General features: G+C 69.4%; 23 protein-coding genes and 2 tRNA genes. 10 read left to right on the top strand and 15 right to left on the bottom strand.

What is annotated here, in order from left to right; genetic code table 11:
- Window positions 1–6 precede the first annotated feature (6 nt).
- From ACFRAC_RS08475 to pknB, 5 genes are all read left to right on the top strand, one after another.
- The gene (locus ACFRAC_RS08475) at window positions 7–522 is read left to right on the top strand and encodes an FHA domain-containing protein (protein ID WP_062665985.1); all 516 of its coding nucleotides are present in this window, start codon (window positions 7–9) and stop codon (window positions 520–522) included.
- 90 nt (window positions 523–612) lie between these two features.
- Window positions 613–2,187, top strand: a complete 1,575-nt coding sequence (locus ACFRAC_RS08470) for a Stp1/IreP family PP2C-type Ser/Thr phosphatase (RefSeq protein ID WP_382922712.1) — start codon at window positions 613–615, stop codon at window positions 2,185–2,187.
- Between the two features lie 27 nt (window positions 2,188–2,214).
- The gene (locus ACFRAC_RS08465; protein WP_382922429.1) at window positions 2,215–3,663 is read left to right on the top strand and encodes an FtsW/RodA/SpoVE family cell cycle protein; all 1,449 of its coding nucleotides are present in this window, start codon (window positions 2,215–2,217) and stop codon (window positions 3,661–3,663) included.
- Window positions 3,660–5,135 carry a peptidoglycan D,D-transpeptidase FtsI family protein gene (locus ACFRAC_RS08460; RefSeq protein WP_382922427.1) on the top strand — a complete coding sequence of 492 codons (1,476 nt, stop codon included), beginning with the start codon at window positions 3,660–3,662 and terminating at the stop codon, window positions 5,133–5,135. Before ACFRAC_RS08465 ends, ACFRAC_RS08460 begins: the two co-directional genes overlap by 4 nt.
- Before the next feature lie 169 nt (window positions 5,136–5,304).
- A complete protein-coding gene (gene pknB, locus ACFRAC_RS08455) occupies window positions 5,305–7,305 on the top strand; it encodes a Stk1 family PASTA domain-containing Ser/Thr kinase (protein WP_382922424.1) in 2,001 nt (666 codons plus the stop codon).
- Window positions 7,306–7,416: 111 nt separating this feature from the next.
- Here the strand turns inward: pknB and ACFRAC_RS08450 are convergent, their stop codons facing one another.
- The 6 genes from ACFRAC_RS08450 to ACFRAC_RS08425 are packed head-to-tail and all read right to left on the bottom strand — an operon-like array spanning window position 7,417 to window position 11,799.
- Window positions 7,417–8,190: a class E sortase gene (locus ACFRAC_RS08450; protein WP_382922422.1), complete on the bottom strand. Its 774-nt coding sequence runs from the start codon at window positions 8,188–8,190 to the stop codon at window positions 7,417–7,419.
- A gap of 6 nt (window positions 8,191–8,196) precedes the next feature.
- Window positions 8,197–9,450, bottom strand: coding sequence for a class E sortase (locus ACFRAC_RS08445; protein ID WP_382922420.1), 1,254 nt, complete (start codon window positions 9,448–9,450; stop codon window positions 8,197–8,199).
- Entirely contained in the window at window positions 9,447–10,085 is a 639-nt protein-coding gene (locus tag ACFRAC_RS08440; protein WP_361351494.1) for an aminodeoxychorismate/anthranilate synthase component II, read from the bottom strand. The genes ACFRAC_RS08445 and ACFRAC_RS08440 overlap by 4 nt, the downstream gene beginning before the upstream one ends.
- Window positions 10,082–10,243 carry a hypothetical protein gene (locus tag ACFRAC_RS08435; RefSeq protein WP_086866155.1) on the bottom strand — a complete coding sequence of 54 codons (162 nt, stop codon included), beginning with the start codon at window positions 10,241–10,243 and terminating at the stop codon, window positions 10,082–10,084. The genes ACFRAC_RS08440 and ACFRAC_RS08435 overlap by 4 nt, the downstream gene beginning before the upstream one ends.
- A 53-nt stretch (window positions 10,244–10,296) precedes the next feature.
- A complete protein-coding gene (locus ACFRAC_RS08430) occupies window positions 10,297–11,004 on the bottom strand; it encodes a class E sortase (RefSeq protein ID WP_382922417.1) in 708 nt (235 codons plus the stop codon).
- Between the two features lie 18 nt (window positions 11,005–11,022).
- On the bottom strand, window positions 11,023–11,799 hold the full coding sequence (locus tag ACFRAC_RS08425; protein WP_382922415.1) for a DUF881 domain-containing protein: 777 nt from the start codon (window positions 11,797–11,799) through the stop codon (window positions 11,023–11,025).
- A 141-nt stretch (window positions 11,800–11,940) separates the two neighbouring features.
- Here ACFRAC_RS08425 and crgA point away from each other — a divergent pair, with 141 nt between their 5' ends.
- Window positions 11,941–12,195: a cell division protein CrgA gene (gene crgA, locus ACFRAC_RS08420; protein WP_062665968.1), complete on the top strand. Its 255-nt coding sequence runs from the start codon at window positions 11,941–11,943 to the stop codon at window positions 12,193–12,195.
- Between the two features lie 312 nt (window positions 12,196–12,507).
- Here crgA and ACFRAC_RS08415 read toward each other — a convergent pair whose 3' ends face one another.
- Complete coding sequence (locus ACFRAC_RS08415; RefSeq protein WP_382922413.1) at window positions 12,508–13,392, bottom strand: rhomboid family intramembrane serine protease; 885 nt, start codon at window positions 13,390–13,392, stop codon at window positions 12,508–12,510.
- A gap of 133 nt (window positions 13,393–13,525) precedes the next feature.
- Window positions 13,526–14,059 carry a peptidylprolyl isomerase gene (locus tag ACFRAC_RS08410; RefSeq protein ID WP_382922411.1) on the bottom strand — a complete coding sequence of 178 codons (534 nt, stop codon included), beginning with the start codon at window positions 14,057–14,059 and terminating at the stop codon, window positions 13,526–13,528.
- Between the two features lie 320 nt (window positions 14,060–14,379).
- Here ACFRAC_RS08410 and ACFRAC_RS08405 point away from each other — a divergent pair, with 320 nt between their 5' ends.
- Window positions 14,380–15,078: a DUF5324 family protein gene (locus ACFRAC_RS08405; RefSeq protein ID WP_382922408.1), complete on the top strand. Its 699-nt coding sequence runs from the start codon at window positions 14,380–14,382 to the stop codon at window positions 15,076–15,078.
- A gap of 491 nt (window positions 15,079–15,569) precedes the next feature.
- On the opposite strand, the gene ACFRAC_RS08400 is transcribed toward ACFRAC_RS08405, so the two are convergent.
- Window positions 15,570–15,642, bottom strand: a tRNA-Ala gene (locus ACFRAC_RS08400).
- Between the two features lie 182 nt (window positions 15,643–15,824).
- Here ACFRAC_RS08400 and ACFRAC_RS08395 point away from each other — a divergent pair.
- Window positions 15,825–16,373, top strand: a complete 549-nt coding sequence (locus ACFRAC_RS08395; protein WP_108707798.1) for a DNA-binding protein — start codon at window positions 15,825–15,827, stop codon at window positions 16,371–16,373.
- Window positions 16,374–16,552: 179 nt separating this feature from the next.
- Window positions 16,553–18,184 carry a serine/threonine-protein kinase gene (locus ACFRAC_RS08390; protein WP_382922406.1) on the top strand — a complete coding sequence of 544 codons (1,632 nt, stop codon included), beginning with the start codon at window positions 16,553–16,555 and terminating at the stop codon, window positions 18,182–18,184.
- A 45-nt stretch (window positions 18,185–18,229) separates the two neighbouring features.
- On the opposite strand, the gene ACFRAC_RS08385 is transcribed toward ACFRAC_RS08390, so the two are convergent.
- Both ACFRAC_RS08385 and ACFRAC_RS08380 read right to left on the bottom strand, forming a co-directional pair.
- Complete coding sequence (locus tag ACFRAC_RS08385; RefSeq protein WP_382922404.1) at window positions 18,230–19,576, bottom strand: hypothetical protein; 1,347 nt, start codon at window positions 19,574–19,576, stop codon at window positions 18,230–18,232.
- A 218-nt stretch (window positions 19,577–19,794) separates the two neighbouring features.
- Entirely contained in the window at window positions 19,795–19,923 is a 129-nt protein-coding gene (locus tag ACFRAC_RS08380; protein ID WP_003999697.1) for a DLW-39 family protein, read from the bottom strand.
- Window positions 19,924–20,259: 336 nt separating this feature from the next.
- On the opposite strand from ACFRAC_RS08380, the gene ACFRAC_RS08375 reads away from it, so the two are divergent.
- Window positions 20,260–20,640 carry a DUF6344 domain-containing protein gene (locus ACFRAC_RS08375; RefSeq protein WP_382922402.1) on the top strand — a complete coding sequence of 127 codons (381 nt, stop codon included), beginning with the start codon at window positions 20,260–20,262 and terminating at the stop codon, window positions 20,638–20,640.
- A 170-nt stretch (window positions 20,641–20,810) separates the two neighbouring features.
- On the opposite strand, the gene ACFRAC_RS08370 is transcribed toward ACFRAC_RS08375, so the two are convergent.
- The 4 genes from ACFRAC_RS08370 to gyrA all read right to left on the bottom strand — a co-directional run bounded on the left by ACFRAC_RS08370 (window position 20,811) and on the right by gyrA (window position 25,234).
- Window positions 20,811–21,551, bottom strand: coding sequence for an AAA family ATPase (locus ACFRAC_RS08370; RefSeq protein ID WP_382922400.1), 741 nt, complete (start codon window positions 21,549–21,551; stop codon window positions 20,811–20,813).
- Between the two features lie 122 nt (window positions 21,552–21,673).
- Window positions 21,674–21,750 (bottom strand) — tRNA-Ile (locus ACFRAC_RS08365).
- A gap of 112 nt (window positions 21,751–21,862) precedes the next feature.
- Complete coding sequence (locus ACFRAC_RS08360; RefSeq protein WP_382922398.1) at window positions 21,863–22,621, bottom strand: DUF3566 domain-containing protein; 759 nt, start codon at window positions 22,619–22,621, stop codon at window positions 21,863–21,865.
- Between the two features lie 18 nt (window positions 22,622–22,639).
- Window positions 22,640–25,234, bottom strand: coding sequence for a DNA gyrase subunit A (gene gyrA / locus ACFRAC_RS08355; protein ID WP_382922396.1), 2,595 nt, complete (start codon window positions 25,232–25,234; stop codon window positions 22,640–22,642).
- Window positions 25,235–25,258: the final 24 nt, after the last annotated feature.

The raw sequence follows: 25,258 nt of genomic DNA, 5'->3' as shown, positions 1-25,258 counted from the left end.
GGGGCAATGTCAGAGCTGACCCTCACGGTCATGCGGCTGGGTTTCCTGGCCGTACTGTGGCTGTTCGTGATCGTGGCCGTGCAGGTCATCCGCAGCGACCTGTTCGGTACGCGTGTCACCCAGCGCGGGTCCAGGCGAGAGGCCGGGCGGCAGCAGCAGGCCGCCCGCCAGGCCGCCGCGCCGCCGCAGCAGCGCGGCCAGCAGGGCGGCGGCCGCCAGCGCCGTAACGCCCCCACCAAGCTGGTCGTGTCCGAAGGCACCCTCACCGGAACCACCGTCGCCCTCCAGGGCCAGACGATCACCCTGGGCCGGGCGCACGACAGCACGATCGTGCTGGACGACGACTACGCGTCCAGCCGGCATGCCAGGATCTACCCGGACCGCGACGGCCAGTGGATCGTCGAGGACCTCGGTTCCACCAACGGCACGTACCTCGACCGAACGCGGCTGACGACCCCCACGCCTGTTCCGCTGGGCGCGCCGATCCGCATCGGCAAGACCGTCATCGAGCTGCGGAAGTAGTACGAACATGAGCGAGCGGAGCGAGCACGCAGCGGTGGCCCCCACCCCGGGCCCCGGCGCGCTCCCGACCGGAGGGTGGGCACCGTGCGGATGTACCCGGAGCCGACGGGCGAGGTGCGCATGAGTCTGTCACTGCGCTTCGCCGCCGGATCGCACAAAGGCATGATCCGGGAGGGCAACGAGGACTCCGGATACGCCGGACCCCGCCTGCTCGCCATCGCCGACGGCATGGGCGGCGCGGCCGCCGGCGAGGTCGCCTCCTCCGAGGCCATCTCCACCATCGTCGCGCTCGACGACGACGTACCGGGCTCCGACCTGCTCACCTCGCTCGGCACCGCCGTGCAGCGCGCCAACGACCAGCTGCGCTCGATGGTCGAGGAGGACCCGCAGCTGGAGGGCATGGGCACGACGCTCACGGCCCTGCTGTGGACCGGACAGCGCCTCGGCCTCGTCCATGTCGGCGACTCGCGCGCGTACCTGCTGCGCGACGGCGTCCTCACCCAGATCACGCAGGACCACACCTGGGTGCAGCGCCTGGTCGACGAGGGCCGTATCACCGAGGAAGAGGCCACGACCCACCCGCAGCGCTCCCTGCTGATGCGCGCGCTGGGCAGCGGCGACCACGTGGACCCCGACCTGTCGATCCGCGAGGTCCGCGCCGGCGACCGGTACCTGATCTGCTCCGACGGCCTGTCCGGCGTCGTGTCCCACCAGACCCTGGAGGACACCCTCGCCAGCTACCAGGGCCCGCAGGAGACGGTCCAGGAGCTGATCCAGCTCGCCCTGCGCGGCGGCGGCCCCGACAACATCACGGTGATCGTCGCGGACGTCCTCGACCTGGACACCGGGGACACCCTCGCCGGGCAGCTCTCCGACACCCCGGTCGTGGTCGGCGCGGTCGCGGAGAACCAGCAGCACCACCTGCACGACAACGGCATCATGCAGACCCCCGCGGGCCGCGCCTCCGGGCTCGGCCGCCAGGTGCCCGGCCAGGGCGGGGGCGGCGAGTTCGGCCCGCCCGGCTCCGGCGACACCACCGGCTATGTGCCGACGGCCGGCTTCGGCGCCTACACCGACGACGACTTCGTCAAGCCCGGCAAGGGCCGCAAGTGGCTGAAGAGATCCTTCTACTCGGTTCTCGCGCTCGCCGTCATCGGCGGCGGCGTGTACGGCGGCTACCGCTGGACGCAGACGCAGTACTACGTCGGCACCAACGACGAGCACGTCGCGCTGTACCGCGGGATCAGCCAGGACCTGGCCTGGGTGTCGTTGTCGAAGGTGGAGAAGGACCACCCCGAGATCGAACTCAAGTACCTGCCGCCCTACCAGCAGAAGCTGGTGGAGGCGACCATCGCCGAAGGCGGTCTGAAGGACGCCCAGGCGAAGATCGACGAACTGGCGCTGCAGGTGTCCGCGTGCAAGAAGCGGGCCGAACGCCAGGCCGCCGAGAGCGAGAAGAACGCGAAGACGGGCGAGGGCGAGGCCGGAGGCACCACGGGAACCACCCGTACCTCCCTCACGTCCAAGGCGACATCGACACCGTCGACCAGCCCTTCGACCGCACCTCCCTCGTCCACCTCCCCGACACCGACTGCGACGCCAAACCCCGGCCCGACCCTCTCGGAGGAAGAGCAGAAGGTCGTCTCGAACTGCGGTACGCAGTAGGCAAGCCGTGAGAGGCCCCGTCACACGATGAGCAGTACTACGAACTCGCCGACGCACCACACGTCCACGATCGGCGCCATCGGCGCTCCGAGCCGCCGCAACACCGAACTCGGGTTGCTGGTCTTCGCGGTCGTGATCCCGGTGTTCGCCTACGCCAACGTGGGTCTGGCGATCAACGACAAAGTGCCGGCCGGCCTGCTCGCCTACGGCATCGGCCTGGGCCTGCTGGCAGGCATAGGCCATCTCGCCGTACGCAAGTTCGCGCCCTACGCGGACCCGCTGCTGCTGCCGCTGGCCACGCTGCTGAACGGGCTCGGCCTGGTCATCATCTGGCGCCTGGACCAGTCGAAGCGTCTTCAGGCGAGCAGGACGTTCGTCGAGGCGGCACCGCGTCAGCTGCTGTACTCGGCCATGGGCGTGGCCCTGCTGGTGGCCGTCCTGATCTTCCTCAAGGACCACCGCGTCCTGCAGCGCTATACCTACATCTCCATGGCCGGAGCCATGCTCCTGCTGGTGATGCCGCTGATTCCAGGCCTCAGCGCCCCCACCTACGGCGCCAAGATCTGGATCAAGATCCCCGGCCTCGGCACGCTCCAGCCCGGCGAGTTCGCGAAGATCGTCCTCGCCGTGTTCTTCGCCGGTTACCTCATGGTCAAACGCGACGCGCTTGCGCTGGCCAGCCGCCGCTTCATGGGCCTGTACCTGCCCCGCGGCCGTGACCTCGGACCGATCCTCGTGGTCTGGATCATCTCGATCCTCATCCTGGTCTTCGAGACCGACCTCGGTACGTCCCTGCTGTTCTTCGGGATGTTCGTCATCATGCTGTACGTCGCCACCGAGCGGACCAGCTGGATCGTCTTCGGTCTGCTGATGTCCGCGGTCGGCGCCGTCGGTGTGGCGAGCTTCGAGCCCCACATCCAGACGCGTGTGCACGCCTGGCTCGACCCGGCGAACGAGTTCAAGCTCAGCCGTTCCGGCGTCCAGGACGGCATCGTCCACTCCGAGCAGGCCATGCAGGCCCTCTGGGCCTTCGGCTCCGGCGGCACCCTCGGCACCGGCCTCGGCCAGGGCAACTCCGACCTCATCGGCTTCGCCGCCAACTCCGACTTCATCCTCGCCACCTTCGGCGAGGAGCTCGGCCTGGCCGGCGTCATGGCGATCCTGCTGCTCTACGGCCTGATCGTCGAACGCGGTGTGCGCACGGCCCTCGCGGCCCGCGACCCCTTCGGCAAGCTGCTCGCCGTCGGCCTGTCCGGCGCCTTCGCCCTCCAGGTCTTCGTCGTCGCCGGCGGTGTCATGGGCCTCATCCCGCTGACCGGTATGACGCTGCCTTTCGTGGCGTACGGCGGTTCCTCCGTGATCGCCAACTGGGCCCTGATCGGCATCCTGCTCAGGATCAGCGACACGGCCCGCCGTCCCGCGCCGGCCCCGGCGCCCAACCCCGACGCCGAGATGACCCAGGTGGTCCGTCCGTGAACAAGCCCCTACGCCGGATCGCGGTCTTCTGCGGACTCCTCGTTCTGGCCCTGCTGATCCGTGACAACTGGATCCAGTACGTCCAGGCCGACGAGCTGAGGACCGACAAGAACAACCGTCGCGTCATCATCGAGCGCTACGGCACCCCGCGCGGCAACATCATCGTCGACGGCAAGGCCATCACCGGCTTCAAGGAGACGAGCGGCAGCGACTTCAAGTACAAGCGGACCTACGTCGACGGCCCCATGTGGGCGCCGGTCACCGGATACGCCTCACAGGCCTTCGGCGCCACGCAGCTGGAGTCCATCGAGGACGGCATCCTCACCGGCAACGACGACCGCCTGTTCTTCCGCAACACCCTGGACATGATCACGGGCAAGGAGAACAAGGGCGGCAACGTCGTCACCACGCTCAACGGCGCCGCGCAGAAGGCCGCGTACGACGGTCTGAAGGCGCGGGGCGGCAAGGGCGCCGTCGCGGCCATCGAGCCGTCCACCGGCAAGATCCTGGCGCTGGCGTCCTTCCCGTCGTACGACCCCACGTCCTTCGCGGGCAACTCCACGACGACCGACACCAAGGCGTGGACGGGCCTGCAGAAGAAGAACAACCCGGCCGACCCGATGCTCAACCGGGCGCTGCGCGAGGTCTACCCGCCCGGCTCGACCTTCAAGGTCGTCACCGCGGCCGCCGCGCTGGAGCACGGCCTCTACACGGACGCGGACGAGAAGACGGACTCCCCCGACCCGTGGGTCATGACGGGGACGGACACCAAGCTGCCCAACGAGGGCAACATCCCCTGCAAGGACGCGACGCTGCGGGTCGCCCTGCAGTACTCCTGCAACACCGTCTTCGGCAAGATCGGGGCGGACCTCGGCAACGAGAAGATGCTGGAGACCGCGAAGGCGTTCGGCTTCACCGAGGAGCAGTTCACCCCGGTCCGCGCCACCGCCTCCGTCTTCTCCGACGACATGAACCCGTCGCAGACCGCGCTGTCCTCCATCGGCCAGTTCAACACCGCCACGACGCCGCTGCAGATGGCCATGGTCGCCTCCGCCGTCGCCAACGGCGGCACGCTGATGAAGCCGTACATGGTCGACGAGCTCCAGACGCACAACCTGGACGCCATCGAGAAGACGGACCCGGAGGAGCTGGGCAAGCCGCTGTCGGCCGAGAACGCCCAGATCCTGCAGTCGATGATGGAGACGGTCGTCGAGAAGGGCACCGGCACCAAGGCGCGGATCCCGGACGTCACGGTGGGCGGCAAGACCGGTACCGCCCAGCACGGTGTGGACAACAGCGAGAACCCCTACGCGTGGTTCATCTCCTACGCCAAGGTCGACGACAGCGCGCCGGTGGCCGTGGCCGTGGTGGTCGAGGACGAGAACGCCGTCCGTGGCGACATCTCCGGCGGCGGTCTCGCGGCGCCCATCGCGAAGAGCGTGATGGAGGCGGTCATCAACAGCAAGAAGTGACCCCGCTCACGTCCCCTTCACATCGGTGCACGTTGCGATACCGGTCCTGTATCGGGTTACGGGCTTGGCCAGGTCACGCAGGATGAGCCGGGTACCGTATGCCCGGACGGACCACCGCCACACCCACAAGGGTGAGGGCGGGACCGACGGAGAGGGCTGGTAGGTAGCTATGGAAGAGCCGCGTCGCCTCGGCGGCCGGTACGAACTGGGCCAGGTGCTCGGTCGTGGTGGCATGGCGGAGGTATACCTCGCGCATGACACCCGGCTCGGCCGCACCGTGGCGGTGAAGACGCTGCGGGCGGACCTCGCGCGCGACCCGTCCTTCCAGGCCCGGTTCCGCCGGGAGGCCCAGTCGGCCGCCTCGCTCAACCATCCCGCGATCGTGGCGGTCTACGACACGGGCGAGGACTACATCGACAACGTGTCGATCCCGTACATCGTCATGGAGTACGTCGACGGGTCCACGCTGCGTGAGCTCCTTCACAGCGGCCGCAAGCTGCTGCCGGAGCGTGCCATGGAGATGACCATCGGCATCCTCCAGGGCCTGGAGTACGCCCACCGCAGCGGCATCGTCCACCGCGACATCAAGCCGGCGAACGTCATGCTGACGCGCAACGGCCAGGTCAAGGTCATGGACTTCGGCATCGCCCGCGCCATGGGCGACTCCGGGATGACGATGACCCAGACCGCGGCCGTCATCGGCACCGCCCAGTACCTCTCGCCGGAGCAGGCCAAGGGCGAGCAGGTCGACGCCCGGTCGGACCTGTACTCCACCGGCTGTCTGCTGTACGAGCTCCTGACGGTCCGTCCGCCGTTCGTCGGCGACTCCCCGGTCGCCGTCGCGTACCAGCACGTGCGGGAGGAGCCCCAGGCCCCGTCGGTCTTCGACCCCGAGATCACGCCCGAGATGGACGCGATCGTGCTGAAGGCCCTGACGAAGGACCCCAACTACCGCTACCAGTCGGCCGACGAGATGCGCGCCGACATCGAGGCCTGCCTCGACGGCCAGCCCGTCGCCGCCTCGGCCGCGATGGGTTCGGTGGGCTACGGCGGCTACCCCGACGACCAGGCGACGACGGCCCTGCGCCAGACCGACGCCGGCGCCACGTCGATGCTGCCGCCGATGAACCCGGACGACGGCGGCTTCGGTTACGACGACCGCGTCGACCGGCGCCGGCAGAAGAAGTCCAACACCTCCACGATCCTGCTGGCCGTCGCGGCCGTGCTGGTCCTCGTGGGCGCCATCCTCATCGGCAAGTGGGTCTTCGACGGCAACACCGCGAGCAATGACTCCGTCGCCGTCCCGAGCCTGATCGGCGAGAGCCAGAGCGCGGCCAAGGATCTCCTCGCCAACGTCGACCTCCAGCTGGGCGAGGTCAAGCAGGACGAGTGCGAGAACCAGCCCAAGGGCAAGATCTGCTCGCAGAGCCCCGACTCCAAGACCAAGGTGGACAAGGGCTCCGCGGTCGACATCGTGGTGTCCACCGGCGCCCCGAAGGTGACCGTGCCGAGCGTGATCGGGCTCAGCCTGGAGGACGCCCGGAAGAAGCTGGAGGGCGACGACTTCCAGTTCACGATCAAGACCGAGACGCGCGAGGTCTCCTCCGAGGAGCCCGGCACCGTCCTGGACCAGGACCCGCAGCGCGGCGACGAGGTCGAGAAGGGCTCCACGGTCACCCTGACCGTCGCCAAGGCGCAGCAGAAGTCGACCGTCCCGGACGTCGTCGGCCGGACCTGTGACGAGGCGAAGGCGCAGATGGAGGCCAGCGACCTGACCGGCAACTGCACCGAGGTCGACACCCAGGACCCGAACCAGGTCGGCAAGGTCATCTCGACGTCTCCGTCGGCCGGCAGCAAGGTCGACAAGAACTCCACGGTGACCATCCAGATCGGCAAGCAGGCCGCGCAGAAGGCGCAGGTGCCCAACGTCGTCGGTCAGACGGTCGGCCAGGCCAAGCAGACCCTTCAGGCGGCCGGGTTCACGAACATCCAGTTCGAGAACGGCAGCGACCAGGGTGACAACGCCTTCGTCATCCGGCAGGATCCCAACGCCGGCCAGCAGGCCGACCCCGCGAACACCACGGTCAAGCTGACCACGGTCGGCTTCGGCGGCGGCAACAACGGAGGCGGCGGCAACGGCGGGAACAACGGCGGCGGCTTCGGCAACTGACCGGCACGGGCCGGCCGGTCCCCGACCGCATGAGCGAGCCCCGGTGTCCTGGAGAGGACACCGGGGCTCGTCCGTGTCCGGGGCACACCCGGGCCGGTCCGTCTCAGCGGATCAGCGCAGTTCCTCCGGCGGCGTCCGCTGCTCGTCCACCTTCTCGACCCGCTCCAGCTCGCCCCACACGACGTACCGGTAGCGGCTCGTGTAGACCGGCGTGCAGGTCGTCAGGGTGATGTAGCGGCCCGCCTTGGTCTTCCCCGACTCCTTCGGGACGGCGCCGAGGACCTGGACGTTGTACTTCGAGGTCTCCGGCAGGACGGAGTAGACCTTGTAGACGTACCACTTGTCCTTCGTCTCGAAGACGATCGGATCGCCCTCGGCGAGCTTGTGGATGTTGTGGAACTTCGCGCCGTGCCCGTCCCGGTGCGCCGCGAGGGAGAAGTTGCCCTTCTTGTCCGACGTCGGCAGCGTCGCCTTGACCGGGTCGGTGTAGTACCCGGCGACCCCGTCGTTGAGGATCTTCGACGTCGTGCCCTTCTCGACGAGGATCTCGCTCCTGCTCATCGCGGGGACGTGGAGGAAGCCGATGCCGGCCCCGGAGTCGAACTCGACGGGACGGCCGGAGCCGTCGTCCTGGTGTGCCCAGCCGTCGCGGACCTTGTCGGCCTGTTTGTCGGCCGCGCGGTCGGCGAGGACGTTCGTCCACCACAGGGAGTAGACGACGAACAGGCCCATCACCAGGCCCGCCGTGATGAGGAGTTCACCGAAGACGCTGATCACCGCCGCCACGGGACCCAGACGGCGGCGGCGGTCCGGCCGGCGCGGGGACTGACGTGTCGCGGAGCGGTCCGCGTACTCGGTGTCGTCGGTGGTCGATGCCACGTTCATCTGCCCTTAACTGACGAGCGCATCCGGCTTGCCCTTGCTGCGCGGCCGTTCCTCGACCATCTTGCCCCAGACGATCAACCGGTACTTACTGGTGAACTCCGGCGTGCACGTGGTGAGCGTGATGTAGCGGCCCGGTTCGGTGAATCCCGATCCCCGCGGAACCGGCTCCAGCACACTGACGTTGCTCGGCGACGTCACCGGCAGGACGGACGCCATCTTGTACACGAAGAACTTGTCCTGCGTCTCCACGACGATGTCGTCGCCCGGGGTGAGCCGGTTGATGTACCGGAACGGCTCGCCATGGGTGTTGCGGTGCCCGGCCAGCGCGAAGTTGCCCGTCTTGGCGTCCGGCATCGCCGTCTTCAGCTTGCCCTCGCCGTAGTGGCCGACCATGCCCCGGTCGAGCACCTGCTTGTTGCTGATGCCCTCGGCGATCGGCACCACGACGTCCAGTTTCGGGATGTGCAGCAGGGCGAAGCCCTGGCCCGGCTCGAAGCTGCCCGGGTTGCGCTTGCCGCTCGCCCAGTCGTTCTGGAGGCTGCTGGCCTCCTTGTCCGCCTGTGCGTGCGCCCGGACGTTCGTCCACCACAACTGGTAGCTCACGAACAGCAGCATCAGCACGCCGGTGGTGATGAACACCTCGCCGATGGCTCGGCTCGCCAGCGTCGCGGCGCTGGGCTTGCGGGCGCGCGCCTGCCGCCGGGCCTCCAGGCGTGAGCGGGGGGCCGTGGGAGCGTCCGGCTCCGTCTCCACGGTCTGCGGGTCCGGCCGTCCGGCACCACGGCGTCCGTGGCGCCGTTTGGCGGCCCTTCTACGGGCAGCGCGGCCACCCACGGGGGATTCGTCGGCGGTCTCCGCGGAAGGGGCGCCAGAACGCGCTCCGGCGGCGACAGCGGTGTCGGCTATCCGCAGGGCGACGGTCTCGTCGTCCGCGGGCGGTATGTACGGCTGCTGCGGCTCCGCGTGCTGGGGCCGGGTGGACTGCGCCTGCGTGTACCGCGGCTGGGCGTACGGCTCCTGGTACTCCTCCGTGCCGTACGTCTGCGCTCCGTACCGCTCGCTGCCGTAGCCGTCGGCGCCGTAGCCGCTCTGGGCCGGGGCGGCGGCCGCGGTGCCGCCGTACCAGTCCCCGTGCGCACCGGGGTCCCCGTACGGCTGCTGCCCGTACGGGGTGCCCTGGTCGCCGGCGCCGCCGTAGGAGTCCGTGGAGGACTGCCCGTAGGAGGTGCCGGACTCGCGCTCGGGGCGCAGCGCGGTCACGCCGTGGCCCTGCCCACCACCGGGGCGAGCCCCGCCGACCTCGCCACCGCGCCCTCGTCGCCGCATTCGGCCAGCCAGTTGGCCAGCATCCGGTGCCCGTGCTCGGTCAGCACGGACTCGGGGTGGAACTGCACCCCTTCGACCGGGAGTTCACGGTGCCGCAGGCCCATCACGATGCCGTCGTGGGTGCGGGCGGTCACCTCAAGCTCGGCGGGCACGGTCGCGGGCTCCGCCGCCAGCGAGTGGTAGCGGGTCGCCGTGAACGGGGTCGGCAGGCCCGCGAAGACGCCCTTGCCCTCGTGCTCGACGAGCGAGGTCTTCCCGTGCAGCAGCTCCGGGGCCCGGTCCACCACACCGCCGTACGCCACCTGCATCGACTGCATGCCGAGGCAGACCCCGAAGACCGGGACGCCGGTCGCGGCGCAGTGCCGCACCATGTCGACGCAGACCCCGGCCTCCTCGGGGGTGCCCGGACCCGGCGAGAGCAGGACGCCGTCGAAGCCGTCCTGGGCGTGGGCCGTGGAGACCTCGTCGTTGCGCAGGACCTCGCATTCGGCACCCAGCTGGTAGAGGTACTGGACCAGGTTGAAGACGAAGCTGTCGTAATTGTCCACGACGAGGATGCGCGCGCTCACTGGTTGTCCACCGTCACATCGTTGAAGGGCAGCAGCGGTTCGGCCCACGGGAAGACGTAGTTGAAGAGGACGTAGACCACGGCCATGACCAGCACGAGCGAGATCAACGCCTTCAGCCACGCGTTCCCCGGCAGATGCCGCCAGATCCAGCCGTACATGCCGTCCCTTCCGTCGCACCACGGCACCAGAATCACGCCGTACCGTCACCAGACTAACGGCGCAGGGCCTTCGGTTTCCCGGCCTCCACAGGCTGCGTGGAGTCCAGGTGGGCCCACACGATCAGCCGGTGACTGTGCCCCCACTCGGGATCGCACGTGGTCAGCGTCAGATAGCGGCCCTCACGCGTATACCCCGACTTACGGGGCACAGGGTCGATCACCTCAATGTCGGAGGGCACTGTTTTGTAGGGGCCTTTGTCGATCCTGTACGTGAACCATGAGGTTCCGTCCGTCAGCACCACCGCGTCGCCCGGGCGCAGCCTGGGGAAGTCCTTGAAGGGGTCGCCGTAGGTCCGCCGGTGACCGGCGACCGAGAAGTTGCCCTTCTGTCCCAGCTGGGCGGTGTTCGCGTAGTGGCCGAGCCCCTTCTTCAGGGTCCTGGTGGCCGTGCCTTCGAGCACCGGCTTGTTCCACGTGAAACCAAGACGCGGGATGTACATGATCGCGAAAGGCCTGTCCGCCGTGTACGGGGCGGGCGTCGGCGGACCGGCGGGCGCCTGCGACACGCCCGATGCCCCGGACGCGCCGGACGAGGGGCGCATCGCGCTCTGGGCCCACTGTTCCTGTAACTGGTCGATCTGGTCGTCCATGACGGTGTCGGCCCGTACGCCCGTCCAGAACAGCACGTAGACGACGAAGAGGACGATCACCGTGCCGACGGTGACGCACAGCTCGCTGACGGTCCTGACGACGACGCGCACCGGCAGCTCCAGTGAGGCTCACTCCACGGGCTTGGCGTACTGCAGATCCACTGTGCCCGAGTAGCCCGGCAGAGTCACCGTCCCGTCCTCCGTGACTTTCCAGCCGAGGCCGTAGACGTTGACGTAGACCATGTAGTTCTGGATCGCCCGCGAGGCCGCGAGGGCCTGCTGCATCTTCTCCGGATCACCGACCGCCGTGATCTTGTACGGCGGCGAGTACACCCGGCCCTGGAGGATCAGGGTGTTGCCCACACAGCGCACGGCGCTCGTGGAGATCAGCCGCTGGTCCATGACCTTGATCCCCTTGGCGCCGCTCTCCCACAGGGCGTTGACCACGGCCTGGAGATCCTGCTGGTGGATGACCAGGTAGTCCGGCTGGGGCTCGGGGTAGCCGGGGAGCTTGGCGGTGGCGTCCGGTGGGGCGTCGTTCAGCGTGACGGTGATCGCCTCACCGGTCAGCTTCTGCGTCCCCGACCTGACCTCCAGCGCGGACAGTTTGGCGTCCTCGGCCTTGGTGCTGCCGTCGTCCCGTTCGGCGAGCGCCTCCACGTCGTTCCGCAGGGCCGCGTTGGTCTCGTCGAGCCGGCCGTTCTTGTGGCTGCGCTCCTGGATGAGGTCGGAGAGTTTCAGCAGCGAGGCGTCCGTACGGATGTCGGTGCCCTTGGCGGTGTTGAAACTGGTGAAGAAGATGAGCCCGGCGAGGGCGAAGACGGCGGCGGTGAGCACCCGTACGGGTCGGAATCGGCCACGGACAGGGCTGGATCCCGTACCGGGGGATTCGGCAGAATTGCTCAACGTACCCTTATCTCCTTCGGCGCCACGGAAGCACTACGCTAACGGACGCCCGGGGGAGCCCCCAGTGTCCCCTTGTACGCTGCCCCGAGCCCGACCCAGTTCCCTGCGCGGCCACGCAGCGCATCGACAGGAGAGACCCTCGTGCCGAAGTCACGTATCCGCAAGAAGGCCGATTACACGCCGCCGCCGTCGAAGCAGGCGACCGCCATCAAGCTGACCAGCCGCACTTGGGTGGCACCGGTCATGCTGGCCATGTTCGTCATCGGTCTCGCCTGGATCGTCGTCTTCTACGTGACCGACGGTTCCCTGCCCATCGAGGCGCTGGGCAACTGGAACATCGTGGTGGGCTTCGGTTTCATCGCCGCCGGATTCGGTGTCTCCACGCAGTGGAAGTGACGGCCCGCGCGGGAGAGGGAGCGGCGGCCACTTCGCGGTGAACGCAGCTCTGCCCACGGCTATCCACTGAGTTATCCACAGCGGTTTTCCACAGTGTTGAAAAAGAACGACGATCTGTGGATAACCAACGAGGATTGACGCCGGTGTGACGGAACTACCGGTGATCATGGACCGTCGAAAGCTTGTTCGCCCCCTGTCTGACCTGCGGAAACGTTGGTCCACGACAGGGGGCGTCCTGCTGCCCGCACACTGTGCACAAGATCCGCCACCCGCTGTGGACAACTGTGCGTCTCAGGTGGCAGAACCCGCTGCTCAGGTGAGCTGAAGGGTTCTGAGGGCGGTCACCAGGACGACCACCGCCAGGACCGCGGCACAGGTGCCGTACTGGATCAGCGCGCGGTGCTCACGTGGGGCGTGGACCATGGCATAACCGATGACGACGCCGGCCACCAGACCGCCGATATGGGCCTGCCAGGCGATGTTGCTCCACCCGAAGGTGAAGATCAGGTTGATCACGAGCAGGGCGATGATCGGGCGCATGTCGTACTGGAGGCGGCGCATCAGGACGGCCGTCGCGCCGAACAGGCCGAAGATCGCGCCGGACGCCCCGAGCGACGCCGTGGTCGGCGCGGCCAGCAGATAGGTGAGGGCGCTGCCCGCGAGCCCCGAGCCGAAGTACAGGGCGAGATAGCGGGCCCGGCCGAGGGCCGCTTCGAGCGGGCCGCCCAGCCACCACAGGCTGAGCATGTTGAAGGCGAAGTGCCAGATCGCCTGGTGCGTGAACATCGAGGTCACCAGGCGGTACCACTCGCCGTCCGCGACCCCCGAGGTCGTCTGGAAGGGAGCGGGCGGCCAGGCCCCGATCAGGAAGAGGTCGTCCAGCAGCGCTTCATTCGTCCGTACGGCGATGAACACCGCGAGGTTGATCCCGATGAGGATCTTGGTGATCAGGCGGGGATCGGCCGCGATGCTGCCGCCCGCGAGCGTGCGGGGCCGGGCGGCGTCCGGGGCGTGGCCGGTGCCGGAGCCGGTGCGGACGCACTCCGGGCACTGGAAGCCGACGGAGGCGCTGATCATGCACTCCGGACAGATGGGACGGTCGCAGCGGGTGCAGCGGACACCGGTCTCGCGGTCCGGGTGGCGGTAGCAGACGGGCAGGCTCTGAGCGTCCTGCGGGCTACCCACCGGCTGGTCCATCGGATCCCCTAGGTCGTCGTCCGCGGCGCACAGGCCCATACACCGCCCCGCCCATCCTTACGGACGAGCGGGGCGATTGGTTCCCTTGGTTCCCCGCGGGAGGTGTCGGACGCCCGAGCGGTCGATGTCCGCGTCAGCCCTGACGCGTCTCGATCACGACGGACTCGATGACGACGTCGTTCACCGGACGGTCGGTGCGCGGGTTGGTCTGCACCGAGGCGATCGTGTCGACCACCTTCTGGCCGGCCGCGTCGGCGACCTCGCCGAAGATCGTGTGCTTGCGGTTCAACCAGGTCGTCGGGGCGACGGTGATGAAGAACTGCGAGCCGTTGGTGCCCGGACCGGCGTTCGCCATGGCCAGCAGGTACGGCTTGTCGAAGGCCAGGTCGGGGTGGAACTCGTCCTGGAACTGGTAGCCGGGGCCGCCCGTGCCGTTGCCCAGCGGGTCGCCGCCCTGGATCATGAAGCCGCTGATGACCCTGTGGAAGACGGTGCCGTCGTAGAGCCTGGCCGCGGACTTCTCGCCGGTGGCGGGGTTGGTCCACTCACGCTCGCCCTGGGCGAGTTCGACGAAGTTCCTGACCGTGACCGGCGCGTGGTGGGGAAGAAGCCGCACCACGATGTCGCCGTGGTTGGTCTTCAGGGTGGCGTAGAGCTGCTCGGCCACGATCTGCCTTCCGTTGTCGTCCTGTGATCCCTCGATCCTCGCACGGACGGTCCCGGCGGTGGCCCGGCGCCCGTCAACCGGCACCCAACCGGGCAGATCGCTTGCGGAAAACGCGTCGAGTCCCCCCGTGGCGGGGGCGCGACACGGCGAACCGTGGCATTGTCGACGACAAGCCGCTGTTGCCCCATATTGATCTGTTATTCGATCACTTTCACCGCACCCGAATGCCCGCCCTCACATGCCCCACCGTGTTCCGGGAGGCATGATCCGTAAAAGGGTGGAAAGTCGAATTACCGTACGCCACCGAGGAGGAGGAACCCGTGACCCGCATCGACAGCGTGCGCGCCGCGACCGGCTCGGCGAAGGACAGCGTGCTGCACGCCGCGGAAGTGGTGGCGCCCTACGCCGACACCGCCAAGGACAGGGCCGCCCACTACGCACACGAGGCACGCGTACGGCTCGCGCCCAAGGTGTCGCTGGCCACCGAGCAGGCCCGCGCCCAGTACGGCGCCCACGTCGCCCCGCGCCTGGAGCAAGCCCGCGCCCATGTACCGCCGAAGGTCGACCAGGCCGCCCAGGAGGCGGCGCTCCGCACCCGCAAGGCGGCCCTGCAGGCCGCCGAGTACTCCCGGCCCAAGCTCGAGCAGGCAGTGGCCGCGGCCGGACCCGTCACAGAGGAAGCGGCCGCCCGTGGGGTCGCCGCACTGGCCGCCCTGCGCGGTCAGGTCTCGCCGAAGGACGTGCAGAAGCTGGTCCGCAAGCACCAGCGGCGCGCCAAGGCCGGCCGTCTCGCGAAGACCCTGGCCGTCGTCGGTCTGCTCGCGGGCGGCGCCTTTGCCGCCTGGAAGTGGTGGGACAAGCAGGCGAACCCGGACTGGCTCGTCGAGCCCCCCGCCGCGACGGAGGTGCCGGAGTCCGGCCGTCTGACATCGGTCGACGGCACGGACCAGAGCGGGCTCGACCCCGAGGTCCAGGCGAAGGAAGCCGAGGAGGCCGCCCGGCGCGACGAGGGCAGGTGACCTGAGCATCGGTCACATCGGCTCGTTCCAACACCGCCAGGGGGCGGGAGACTTGAAGTCTCCCGCCCCCTGGCGGTGTTTCACGTGGAACATCGGCTGCTGCCGAAGATCGGCTGTCTTCGAGCGTCGTCGGCCTCCGCTCGAATCTGTGAGGCGGCTGTGTTCACACCTCCGCCCACGATGACGTTTGCAACGACTTGTGCGCGCGAGCTCCACACAAGCTCCCCTAACGGAATGCACCCTTCTGATTACCTGATCGCCTGAAGACCAGCTCACACGGGGGTTCGACCGCACCGCACAGACACCGACGAGCCCCCGGCCGAGAGCTTCCGCACCCGGGCCGGCGACATCGAGAATGTTTGCGCAAATATGTGCAACGTCACCGCGGCACTCCAGCCGGTGACGCACGTCACGGCCACACGGACAGAAGAACAGCGGCTGGACAGACGAAACCGGCCAGCACCCGAGAGGGTGCCGGCCGGTCCGGAGAGTGGAGCCTAGGGGAGTCGAACCCCTGACATCTGCCATGCAAAGACAGCGCTCTACCAACTGAGCTAAGGCCCCGGAAGAGGAGCATCCGACAGGAACGAGCACGTCCCGGCGGCTACCGCAGACCAGACTACCGGGTCGCGCCCCGTATCTCGCAAAAAAGAAGGGGGGTCCCGATGCACAACCACTCTCCGTAAGATGCTCGGCGTGGTTCGCTACAGCGAACCACGGTTTTGGGGAAGCGATGGGGAGACGCAATGGATGCCGCACAGCAGGAAGCCACCGCAAGAGCGCGGGATCTGCAGCGGAACTGGTACGGGGAGCCGCTGGGGACGCTCTTCCGTAGGCTCATAGACGATCTTGGTCTCAACCAGGCTCGTCTCGCGGGGGTTCTGGGACTGTCCGCGCCGATGCTGTCGCAGCTGATGAGCGGCCAGCGGGCGAAGATCGGCAATCCCGCCGTGGTCCAGCGGGTGCAGCTGCTGCAGGACTTGGCGGGGCAGGTCGCCGACGGCAGCGTGAGCGCGGCCGAGGCCACCGAGCGCATGGAGGAGATCAAGAAGTCGCAGGGGGGCTCGGTGCTCAGCAACACCACACAGACGACGAGCAGTTCGGGCGCGCCCACCGTGAAGAGGGTGGTCCGTGAGATCCAGTCACTGCTGCGCTCGGTCGCGGCCGCCGGGGACATCATCGAGGCCGCCGACAGTCTCGCCGGGACCCACCCGGAACTGGCAGAGTTCCTCCGGGTGTACGGCGCCGGCCGGACGTCCGACGCGGTCGCGCACTACCAGTCGCACCAGAGCTGAGCTGAACCCTGGGCCCGGTCGCCGAAGGGGATCGGCGACCGGGCCGACGGCTGAGTGGACGCCGGCCCGCCGGTGCTTCCGAGGACCGCGCCCCACGGGGAGCCGGGCGGGAGGAGTCGTATCGGCCGTCGTGGGGGAAGCAAGGGGGATGACCACAGGGGGAGGAGCGACGCACAGCCATGGGTGAGGTCTTCGCCGGCCGGTACGAACTGGCCGACCCGATCGGGCGCGGAGGCGTCGGTGCCGTCTGGCGTGCCTGGGACCACCGCCGCCGCCGGTACGTGGCGGCCAAGGTGCTCCAGCAGAGCGACGCGCACTCGCTGCTGCGGTTCGTCCGGGAGCAGGCCCTGCGGATCGACCACCCTCACGTGCTCGCCCCGGCCAGCTGGGCCGCGGACGACGACAAGGTCCTCTTCACCATGGACCTGGTGGGCGGCGGTTCGCTCGTCCACCTCGTCGGGGACTACGGGCCCCTGCCGCCTTCGTTCGTGTGCACACTGCTCGACCAGCTGCTGGCGGGCCTGGCGGCCGTGCACGCCGAAGGCGTCGTCCACCGGGACGTCAAGCCCGCCAACGTGCTCCTGGAGGCCACCGGGACGGCTCGACCCCGGCTGCGGCTGTCCGACTTCGGCATCGCCATGCGGCTGGGCGAGCCGCGGCTGACCGAGACCAACCTCGTGGTGGGGACGCCCGGTTATCTCGCTCCCGAGCAACTCCTCGGCTCCGACCCGGACTTCCCGGCGGATCTGTTCGCCGTGGGACTCGTGGCGCTGTACCTGCTGGAGGGGGCCAAGCCGGACGCCAAGGCGCTCGTGCAGTACTTCACCGAGCACGGCACACCGGGCCCGCCCAAGGGCATTCCGGAGCCGCTGTGGCAGATCGTCGCGACGCTGCTCCAGCCCGATCCGCACGCGCGGTTCCGCACCGCCACGGGCGCGCGCAAGGCCCTCGCGTCGGCCGCAGAGCTCCTCCCGGAACCCGGCCCCGACGACGAACTGATCGAGATCTTCGACCAACTCGGCCCCCTGCCGGTGGGATTCGGCCCGGAGGGGCCCCAGACGCGCGCGCCCGGGGTGATCGACGGGACGGGCACCACCTCGGGTGCCCTGCGGGTGGACAGGTCCGGACCGGCCGGAGCCGGCTCGTCCGCGTCCCTGACCGGGGACCACCCGCCTTCCGTGCCACCTCGCCCCGTCCCGTCCCCACCCGTGTCGGCGCCATCCATACCGGCCCCACCTGCAGTGGCGCCACCGGTGCCGTCCGCTCCCGCGCCGGCACCGCCCCCACACCGCCCCGAGGCGCCGCGGCAGGGCATCCGGACGCCCACGGCCCCCTCACCGTCCGCCGGCGGCCATCGGCTGCCCAACATGTCGGACACCGGCAGCTTCCCGCTGCCCCCGCCCGACAGCACCGCGTCCACCGCCCGCGCCACCGCGCCCCCACCGCCGTACGACCGCACCCGCGACCTCGCCGCCCATCGATCCCCCGTCCCGCAGCACCCGTACGGGCCCCCGGCCCCCGCGGAGCCGCCGACGCCCACTCCCGCAGCCGCACCCGCACCCGCACCCGCACCCGCACCCGCACCCGCACCCGCACCGACGCCGTATCACCGCGTCGACGCCTCTACTGCCTCATACACCGCCCAGAGCCCGCAGGTTCCCTTTTCATCGCCGCCCGTCGCGCAGCCCCGTCGTCGCGCCGGTCATCGGGCCGTGCGCCGGCCCGGTCCTCCCGCCAAGGTGGCCGTCCCGCTCCTGCTGCTGGCGCTGGTGTGCTACGTCGTGGGGTTCTGGGCGCTCAGCCGGATCTGAGCCCCGGCGCACGACCGCCGCGCTCTCCTGGCCCTCCGGGCGCTCCTACGGGCTACCGAGCCTCCGGCGCGCGACCACCCTCCACACGCCGAGTACCCCCAGCAGAGCCGTCCCCGTACCGATGCCGCTCACCGCCAGCACGGTCATCGCGGCATCCCCGTGCCCGCCTCCACCCGCCGTACCGCCCTTGGCCGGGCCCTCGGTGACCTCGCCCAGTTCCAGGTCCACGGGCACGGCCTCGAAGACGTCGTCCGGCCTGGGCTCACCCGCGTAGTCGGGCACGGCCTTCTCCGAGCCGTCCGTCCGAACCCGCAGGGCCACGCCGAAGGGCCCGTCGCCGAACTTGTCGGCCACCTCGGACGCGAGGTGCACGACCAGGTAGTAGGAACCGGCGAACCGCATGGCGCTGAGCCGGTCCGGTCCCGCGTACCGGTTCTCGTAGGCGACCGGAGGCAGGGGCGGCAGTGCGGCGGACTCCCGCCGGCCGGCGTAGTTGGCGCTCACGTCGTCGACGAACCCGCGCGCGGGGTTGTAGAGCGTGAGGCTCAGCGCGCCGGTCGTGTAGCCGCCCCGGCCGTCCGCGGCGGCCAGTTCGGCGGTCGCGGAGAGCTGCCCGCCCCAGCCGACCGGCACCTTGTAGAAGAGCGTGCCGCCGGGCTCGATGTCCGCACCCCACACGCCCGGGCCGACGGGCACCGCCGAGGCGAAGCCCGAGCCGCCCTCGCGCGCGACGGGCTCGCCGGTGGCGGGCGCCGGGGTCCGCGAGTTCCAGGCTTCCGGGACCTCGGCAGCGGGCTCGCGCAGCGCCGGCTCGGAGACGACGAACAGCTCCAGGTCCCAGGCGTCCGGCGCGGTCACCGGCGTACCGACGCGCTCGACGACCACGTCGTAGGTGCCCGCCGTCTTGCAGCGGGGCCGGTCGGCGGAGATCTCCCGGGCGCCCCAGGCGGCGATCGGACGGGCGCTGCGGACGATGCCGAAGGTCTCGGTGTCGAAGGAGCAGGAGCGGCCGGCGGCGTCCTGCACGGTCACCTTGATGCCCTCGCCCGCGGAGACCGTGCTGCCGGGGGCGGGGGCCGCGGTGGCGGAGACGTAGGTGTCGGAGGTGGCGTCGAGTTCGAGGGAGTAGTGGACGACCCCGTCGCCGGGCAGCGAACTGCGGTACGTCGTCCCGGCGGAGAGGGGCTTCGCACCGGCCGTGGTAGGCGCGCCGGCGACGCTCGTGGCGTCCGGGGCGAAGCCGTACGGACCCGGCGTCCCGGCGGCGAGCGCCGCGGGCACCGGCAGAGCGGCCGTCGTGCACAGCAGCAGCGCCCCCACGGCGGCCGACCGCGCACGGCCCGCGTGACGCGCCGTACGCGCCCCCTGCCGTGCCCCCGTACGCCGTCTCATCCCGCGCCACCCCTCGTCGTCGCTTCCGGACCGTCGCCCATCCTGCCCAGCCCGGCGACCCGGCACCCCCGCATTCCGTACGCCCGTCCGAAACGGAGGCGTCTAGACGCTGTGGCCGGCTTCCGCAACTCGAGGAACGGTCGCCGTGCGTTGCTCCGAACACACGAAACCCCGGCCGCGTCGGCGGCCGGGGTCGGTGTCGAATCCGTCGTGACGGCTCACGAACCCGTGGGCACGGAGTCAGTCGCCTCCGTCCACAGATCCTGCTCGGCGCGATCCGCCTGGATCTGGCGGTACACGAGGAGCCCGCCGATGGCGGCCAGTGCGACCAGGAGAAGCTTCTTCACCGCGCGACCTCGTCTTTCCTTGACGTAGGGGACCTCTGGCGCCCGACTATACACACCGGCCGAGACCGATCGGTGACCTGCGTGGGGGCTCAACTGCCGCCCGGCACACCCCAGTAGATGGGGACGAACCGCCAACGGGCCGGAGAGTGATCACCCCCGGACGGAGGGTGACTTTGCCGCCTGCCGCCACTTTTACCACTCTTCGCGCCTTATGCAGCCATTCGAGTGCTGTTCATCTGAAGATCGACGCGCCACGGGCGTCGGTCCATGACTTCGCGACCCACATCAACATCATGAGGAAAGTACGCAAATCGCCCAACCTGAAAGTGAGGGGCCATGACCAGGAACAAGGTCATGAATCTGTGGACCGCCATCGTCACCGCCTTCCTCGCGCTGTTCACGGCGCTCGGCTTCGTCTCGAACACCGCGGCCGCGGCCTCGCCGCAGACCGAGACCTCCTCCCGCAACACCGGCCGCAACGACAGCGAGCGCAGCGCGGAGCTCGCGGTGCCGGCGCCGCCCCCCTGGGCCTGGTCCTACGCCAGGGCCCTGCCTCCCACGATGAAGCAGCGCATCCGGGCGGAGGCCCACGGAAAGACCCCCGGCTGCCGGCACCGTCCGCTCTCGGACAGGGAAGCGGCGGCATCGATCCCGGCGACCCGCGAGTGCGCCACGGCGGCCTCCCCGGCCCAGCCCCTGGTGCCCCACCAACGCTGACCCCTCGGGCCCGCCCGAGCGACAGCCTCCCGCAGTACGGACGTAACGCGATAACAGCAGTACAGGCAGCACACAGCACACAGCACACAGCACACAGCACACAGCACACAGCACACAGCACACAGCAGTGAACGACGACGCAGAACGACGCCCTCCGCTACGGCGGCACGTCAATCCGCTTCGACGATGTGCCGTAGATAGGCCCCGGGTTCGTTGAGATAACGACGCCAGTGGTCGACGAGCTCCAGATCCCGCCAGCCGGCGGGACGCATTCCGTGGTCGCCCACCTCGATGATCTCGGCGCCGGGTAGCGCCGTGAGCACGGGTGAGTGCGTGGCGCAGACGATCTGCGCACCGGAACGCCCCAGGCGATGCAGCAGCCCCACGAGTTGAAGACAGGAAGCGAACGACAGCGCGGCCTCGGGTTCGTCCATGACGTACAGCCCGGGCCCCTCGAAACGCTCGCGGAAGGCCATCAGAAAGCCTTCGCCGTGGCTCATCTCGTCCACGGCCCCCGAGAGCCTTCCCGTCATCTGCTCCCGGCCCAGCGCGTCCAGCGCCGTCTCCGCCCGCAGGAAGAACCCCCTGCGGCGCGTCCGAGACCCGCGCAGCATGCGCCGCCCGGCCGCCGTCGCCTCGAACCGCACCCGCGAGCCCAGCTCCGAGGGCTCGCGGGCACTGGCGTACCGGTAGCCCGCGGACCCGCCCCAGGAGTCCAGGCCGAACCCCTCCGCCAGCGCCTCGACCAGCGTGGACTTCCCGGAGCCGTTCTCCCCCACCAGGAACGTGACGGGCGCGGAGAACCGCAGCCCCTCCTCCACGAGCTGCCGCACGCACGGCACGGACCACGGCCACCGCCCCTCCGCCGCCTCACCCGCGGTGACATGCGCATAGGCCCGTTCCACGATCACCCCGCCACACTCCCACCCACCACTGACAACGGCCTCCCGCCCGGTACCCCGGACGCGCTTCCCGGCCGCTCTCACCCGGAATGCAGAAGACCCCCGGACCGATGGTCCGGGGGTCTTCTCGCTGGTGGGGCTAACAGGATTTGAACCTGTGGCCTCATCCTTATCAGGGATGCGCTCTAACCAACTGAGCTATAGCCCCGCCGCGCTCTGCGGTGTGTCTCCCGCGCGCTGACTCCTGAACATTAGCGCACGACACGGGCAGTCCCAAAATCGGTTCTCGGGGGGGCTTACGGCAGGGCCTGGGCCCTGCCTCACTCGTCCTCCGCGAGGGTCAGCTCGACGCCGCCCACGAAGCCCGCGGAGAGGTTGTAGATGAACGCGCCGAGGGTCGCCAGCGCCGTCGCGAGGACGACGTCGATGACCGCGATGATCGACGTGAACAGCAGGACGTTCGGCAGCGACAGGAAGGACTGCAGGTCGAAGCCGTTCGACTCGTTCGAGCCGGTGGCCTCGGAGATCGTGCCGCCGACCGTGGAGAAGACGCCCATGGCGTCCATGACCATCCACAGCACCGCGGCCGCGACGATCGTGCAGATGCCCAGCGCGATGGACAGCAGGAAGCTGACCTTCATCACCGACCACGGGTCCGCCTTGGCGACCCGCAGCCGCGCCTTGCGGGTGCGCGGGGTCGTACGCGCCCCGGTGCGCGGCTTGCGGACCGCGCCGGCCGGAGCGCCGCCGCCGGCCGTCTGATAGGCCTGCGGCGGGTGGTACGGACCGCCGGCCTGCTGAGGCTGGCGTTCACCCGGCAGGGGCGACGCCTGCTGGGCGCCCCCCGGTGCGGCCGGGCCCCCACCGGCCGCGTAGGTGTCCGTCACGGTTCCCCCCTGGGATCCAGGTGCGTCGGGCGTGGACGCGCCCTTCGCGGGCGACGACTTGATCGCCTTCAGCTGCGTGGTGTGGGTGTCCGCCGCCTGCGCGGCGGAGCCACGACCGCCGCCGCCCGTCTCCGAACCGGCCGGAGAACCGGCCGGGATACCGGACGATCCGGCGCCCGTGGCTCCGCTCACGATGACTCACTCCTCGTGCTACTCGGCAGAGGGCGCGTCACCCTCGTCCGTGCCGGTGGTCGCGACCCCCTCGGCGGTCTCGTCGACGGCCACGTCGCCGTCGACCTCCTCCGCCTCGCGTCCCGCCTCGGCGTTGCGTGCGATACCTACGACGGCATCGCGCTTGCCAAGGTTGATCAGTTGGACGCCCATGGTGTCACGGCCCGTCTCCCTGATCTCGTTGACTCGCGTACGAATCACACCGCCGCCGAGCGTGATGGCGAGGATCTCGTCGGTCTCCTCGACCACCAGCGCCCCGACGAGCGAACCGCGGTCCTCGACGATCTTGGCGGCCTTGATGCCCAGGCCACCGCGACCCTGGACGCGGTACTCGTCGACGGCGGTCCGCTTCGCGTAACCGCCGTCGGTGGCAGTGAACACGAACGTACCGGGTCGAACAACATTCATCGAGAGGAGCTCGTCCCCCTCGCGGAAACTCATGCCCTTGACACCCGAGGTGGCACGGCCCATGGGGCGCAGCGCATCGTCCGTGGCGGTGAACCTGATCGACTGGGCCTTCTTGCTGATCAGAAGCAGATCATCGTCGGCCGAGACCAGTTCGGCACCGATCAGTTCGTCGTCGGAGCCGTCCTCCCTCTCACGGAGGTTGATCGCGATGACACCACCGGCGCGCGGCGAATCGTAATCCTTCAGAGGCGTCTTCTTGACCAGGCCCGCCTTGGTGGCGAGCACGAGGTACGGCGCCGCCTCGTAGTCGCGGATCGCGAGGATCTCGGCGATGGCCTCGTCCGGCTGGAAGGCCAGCAGGTTGGCCACGTGCTGCCCGCGCGCGTCCCGGCCGGCGTCCGGAAGTTCGTACGCCTTGGCCCGGTAGACACGGCCCTTGTTGGTGAAGAAGAGCAGCCAGTGGTGCGTGGTCGAGACGAAGAAGTGGTCGACGATGTCGTCTTCCTTCAGCTTCGTGCCGCGCACGCCCTTGCCGCCGCGCTTCTGCGCCCGGTAGTCGTCCGTCTTGGTGCGCTTGACGTAGCCGCCCCGGCTGACGGTGACCACGATGTCCTCTTCGGCGATGAGGTCCTCGATGGACATGTCGCCGTCGTAGGGCACCAGCATGGTCTTGCGGTCGTCGCCGTACTTCTCGACGATCGCGGCGAGCTCCTCGCTGACGATGCCGCGCTGGCGGACCTGGGAGGACAGGATCTCGTTGTACTCGGTGATCTTCGTCTGGAGCTCGTCGTGCTCCTGGACGATCTTCTGGCGCTCCAGGGCGGCCAGTCGGCGCAGCTGCATCTCGAGGATGGCGTTGGCCTGGATCTCGTCGATCTCCAGGAGCTCCATCAGGCCGCCGCGCGCGATATCGACGGTGTCGCTGCGCCGGATCAGCGCGATGACCTCGTCGATGGCGTCCAGGGCCTTCAGCAGGCCGCGCAGGATGTGCGCCCGCTCCTCGGCCTTGCGCAGCCGGAAGCGCGTACGGCGGACGATGACCTCGATCTGGTGCGTCACCCAGTGGCGGATGAACGCGTCCAGGGAGAGCGTGCGCGGGACGCCGTCGACGAGCGCCAGCATGTTGGCGCCGAAGTTCGTCTGCAGGTCCGTGTGCTTGTAGAGGTTGTTCAGGACGACCTTGGCGACCGCGTCCCGCTTGAGGACGATGACCAGGCGCTGGCCCGTGCGGGACGACGTCTCGTCGCGGACGTCCGCGATGCCGCCGATCTTGCCGTCCTTCACCAGGTCGGCGATCTTCTGCGCGAGGTTGTCGGGGTTGACCTGGTAGGGCAGCTCCGTGACCACCAGGCACTGGCGGTTCTGGATCTCCTCGACCTCGACGACCGCGCGCATCGTGACGGAGCCGCGGCCGGTGCGGTACGCCTCCTCGATGCCCTTGCGGCCGACGACGAGGGCGCCGGTCGGGAAGTCGGGGCCCTTGATGCGCTCGATCAGCGCGTCCAGCAGCTCCTCGTGCGAGGCCTCGGGGTTCTCCAGGTACCACTGGGCGCCGGCGGCGACCTCGCGGAGGTTGTGCGGCGGGATGTTGGTCGCCATGCCGACCGCGATACCGGCCGAGCCGTTGATCAGCAGGTTCGGGAAGCGGGACGGCAGAACCGTCGGCTCCTGGGAGCGGCCGTCGTAGTTGTCCGTGAAGTCGACGGTCTCCTCGTCGATGTCACGGACCATCTCCATCGACAGCGGCGCCATCTTGCACTCCGTGTAGCGCATGGCCGCCGCCGGGTCGTTGCCCGGAGAGCCGAAGTTGCCGTTGGAGTCGACGAGCGGCATGCGCATCGACCACGACTGGGCGAGGCGTACCAGGGCGTCGTAGATCGAGGAGTCGCCGTGGGGGTGGTAGTTGCCCATGACGTCGCCAACCACGCGCGCGCACTTGTAGAAGCCGCGCTCGGGGCGGTAGCCGCCGTCGTACATGGCGTACAGGACGCGGCGGTGGACGGGCTTGAGGCCGTCCCGGACGTCCGGCAGCGCACGCGAGACGATGACGGACATCGCGTAGTCGAGGTACGAGCGCTGCATCTCCGTCTCGAGCCCGACGGGCTCGACACGCATGGCGAGTTCGCCGCCCTCTTCAGGGGTGACGGAAGTGTTCTCGTCGGCCATTGCTGGTGAAGATCCTTCCTGGTG

The sequence above is a fragment of the Streptomyces sp. NPDC056628 genome (assembly GCF_042792555.1).
Taxonomy (GTDB): Bacteria; Actinomycetota; Actinomycetes; order Streptomycetales; family Streptomycetaceae; genus Streptomyces.
This window is presented reverse-complemented; position numbering and strand designations above follow the sequence as displayed.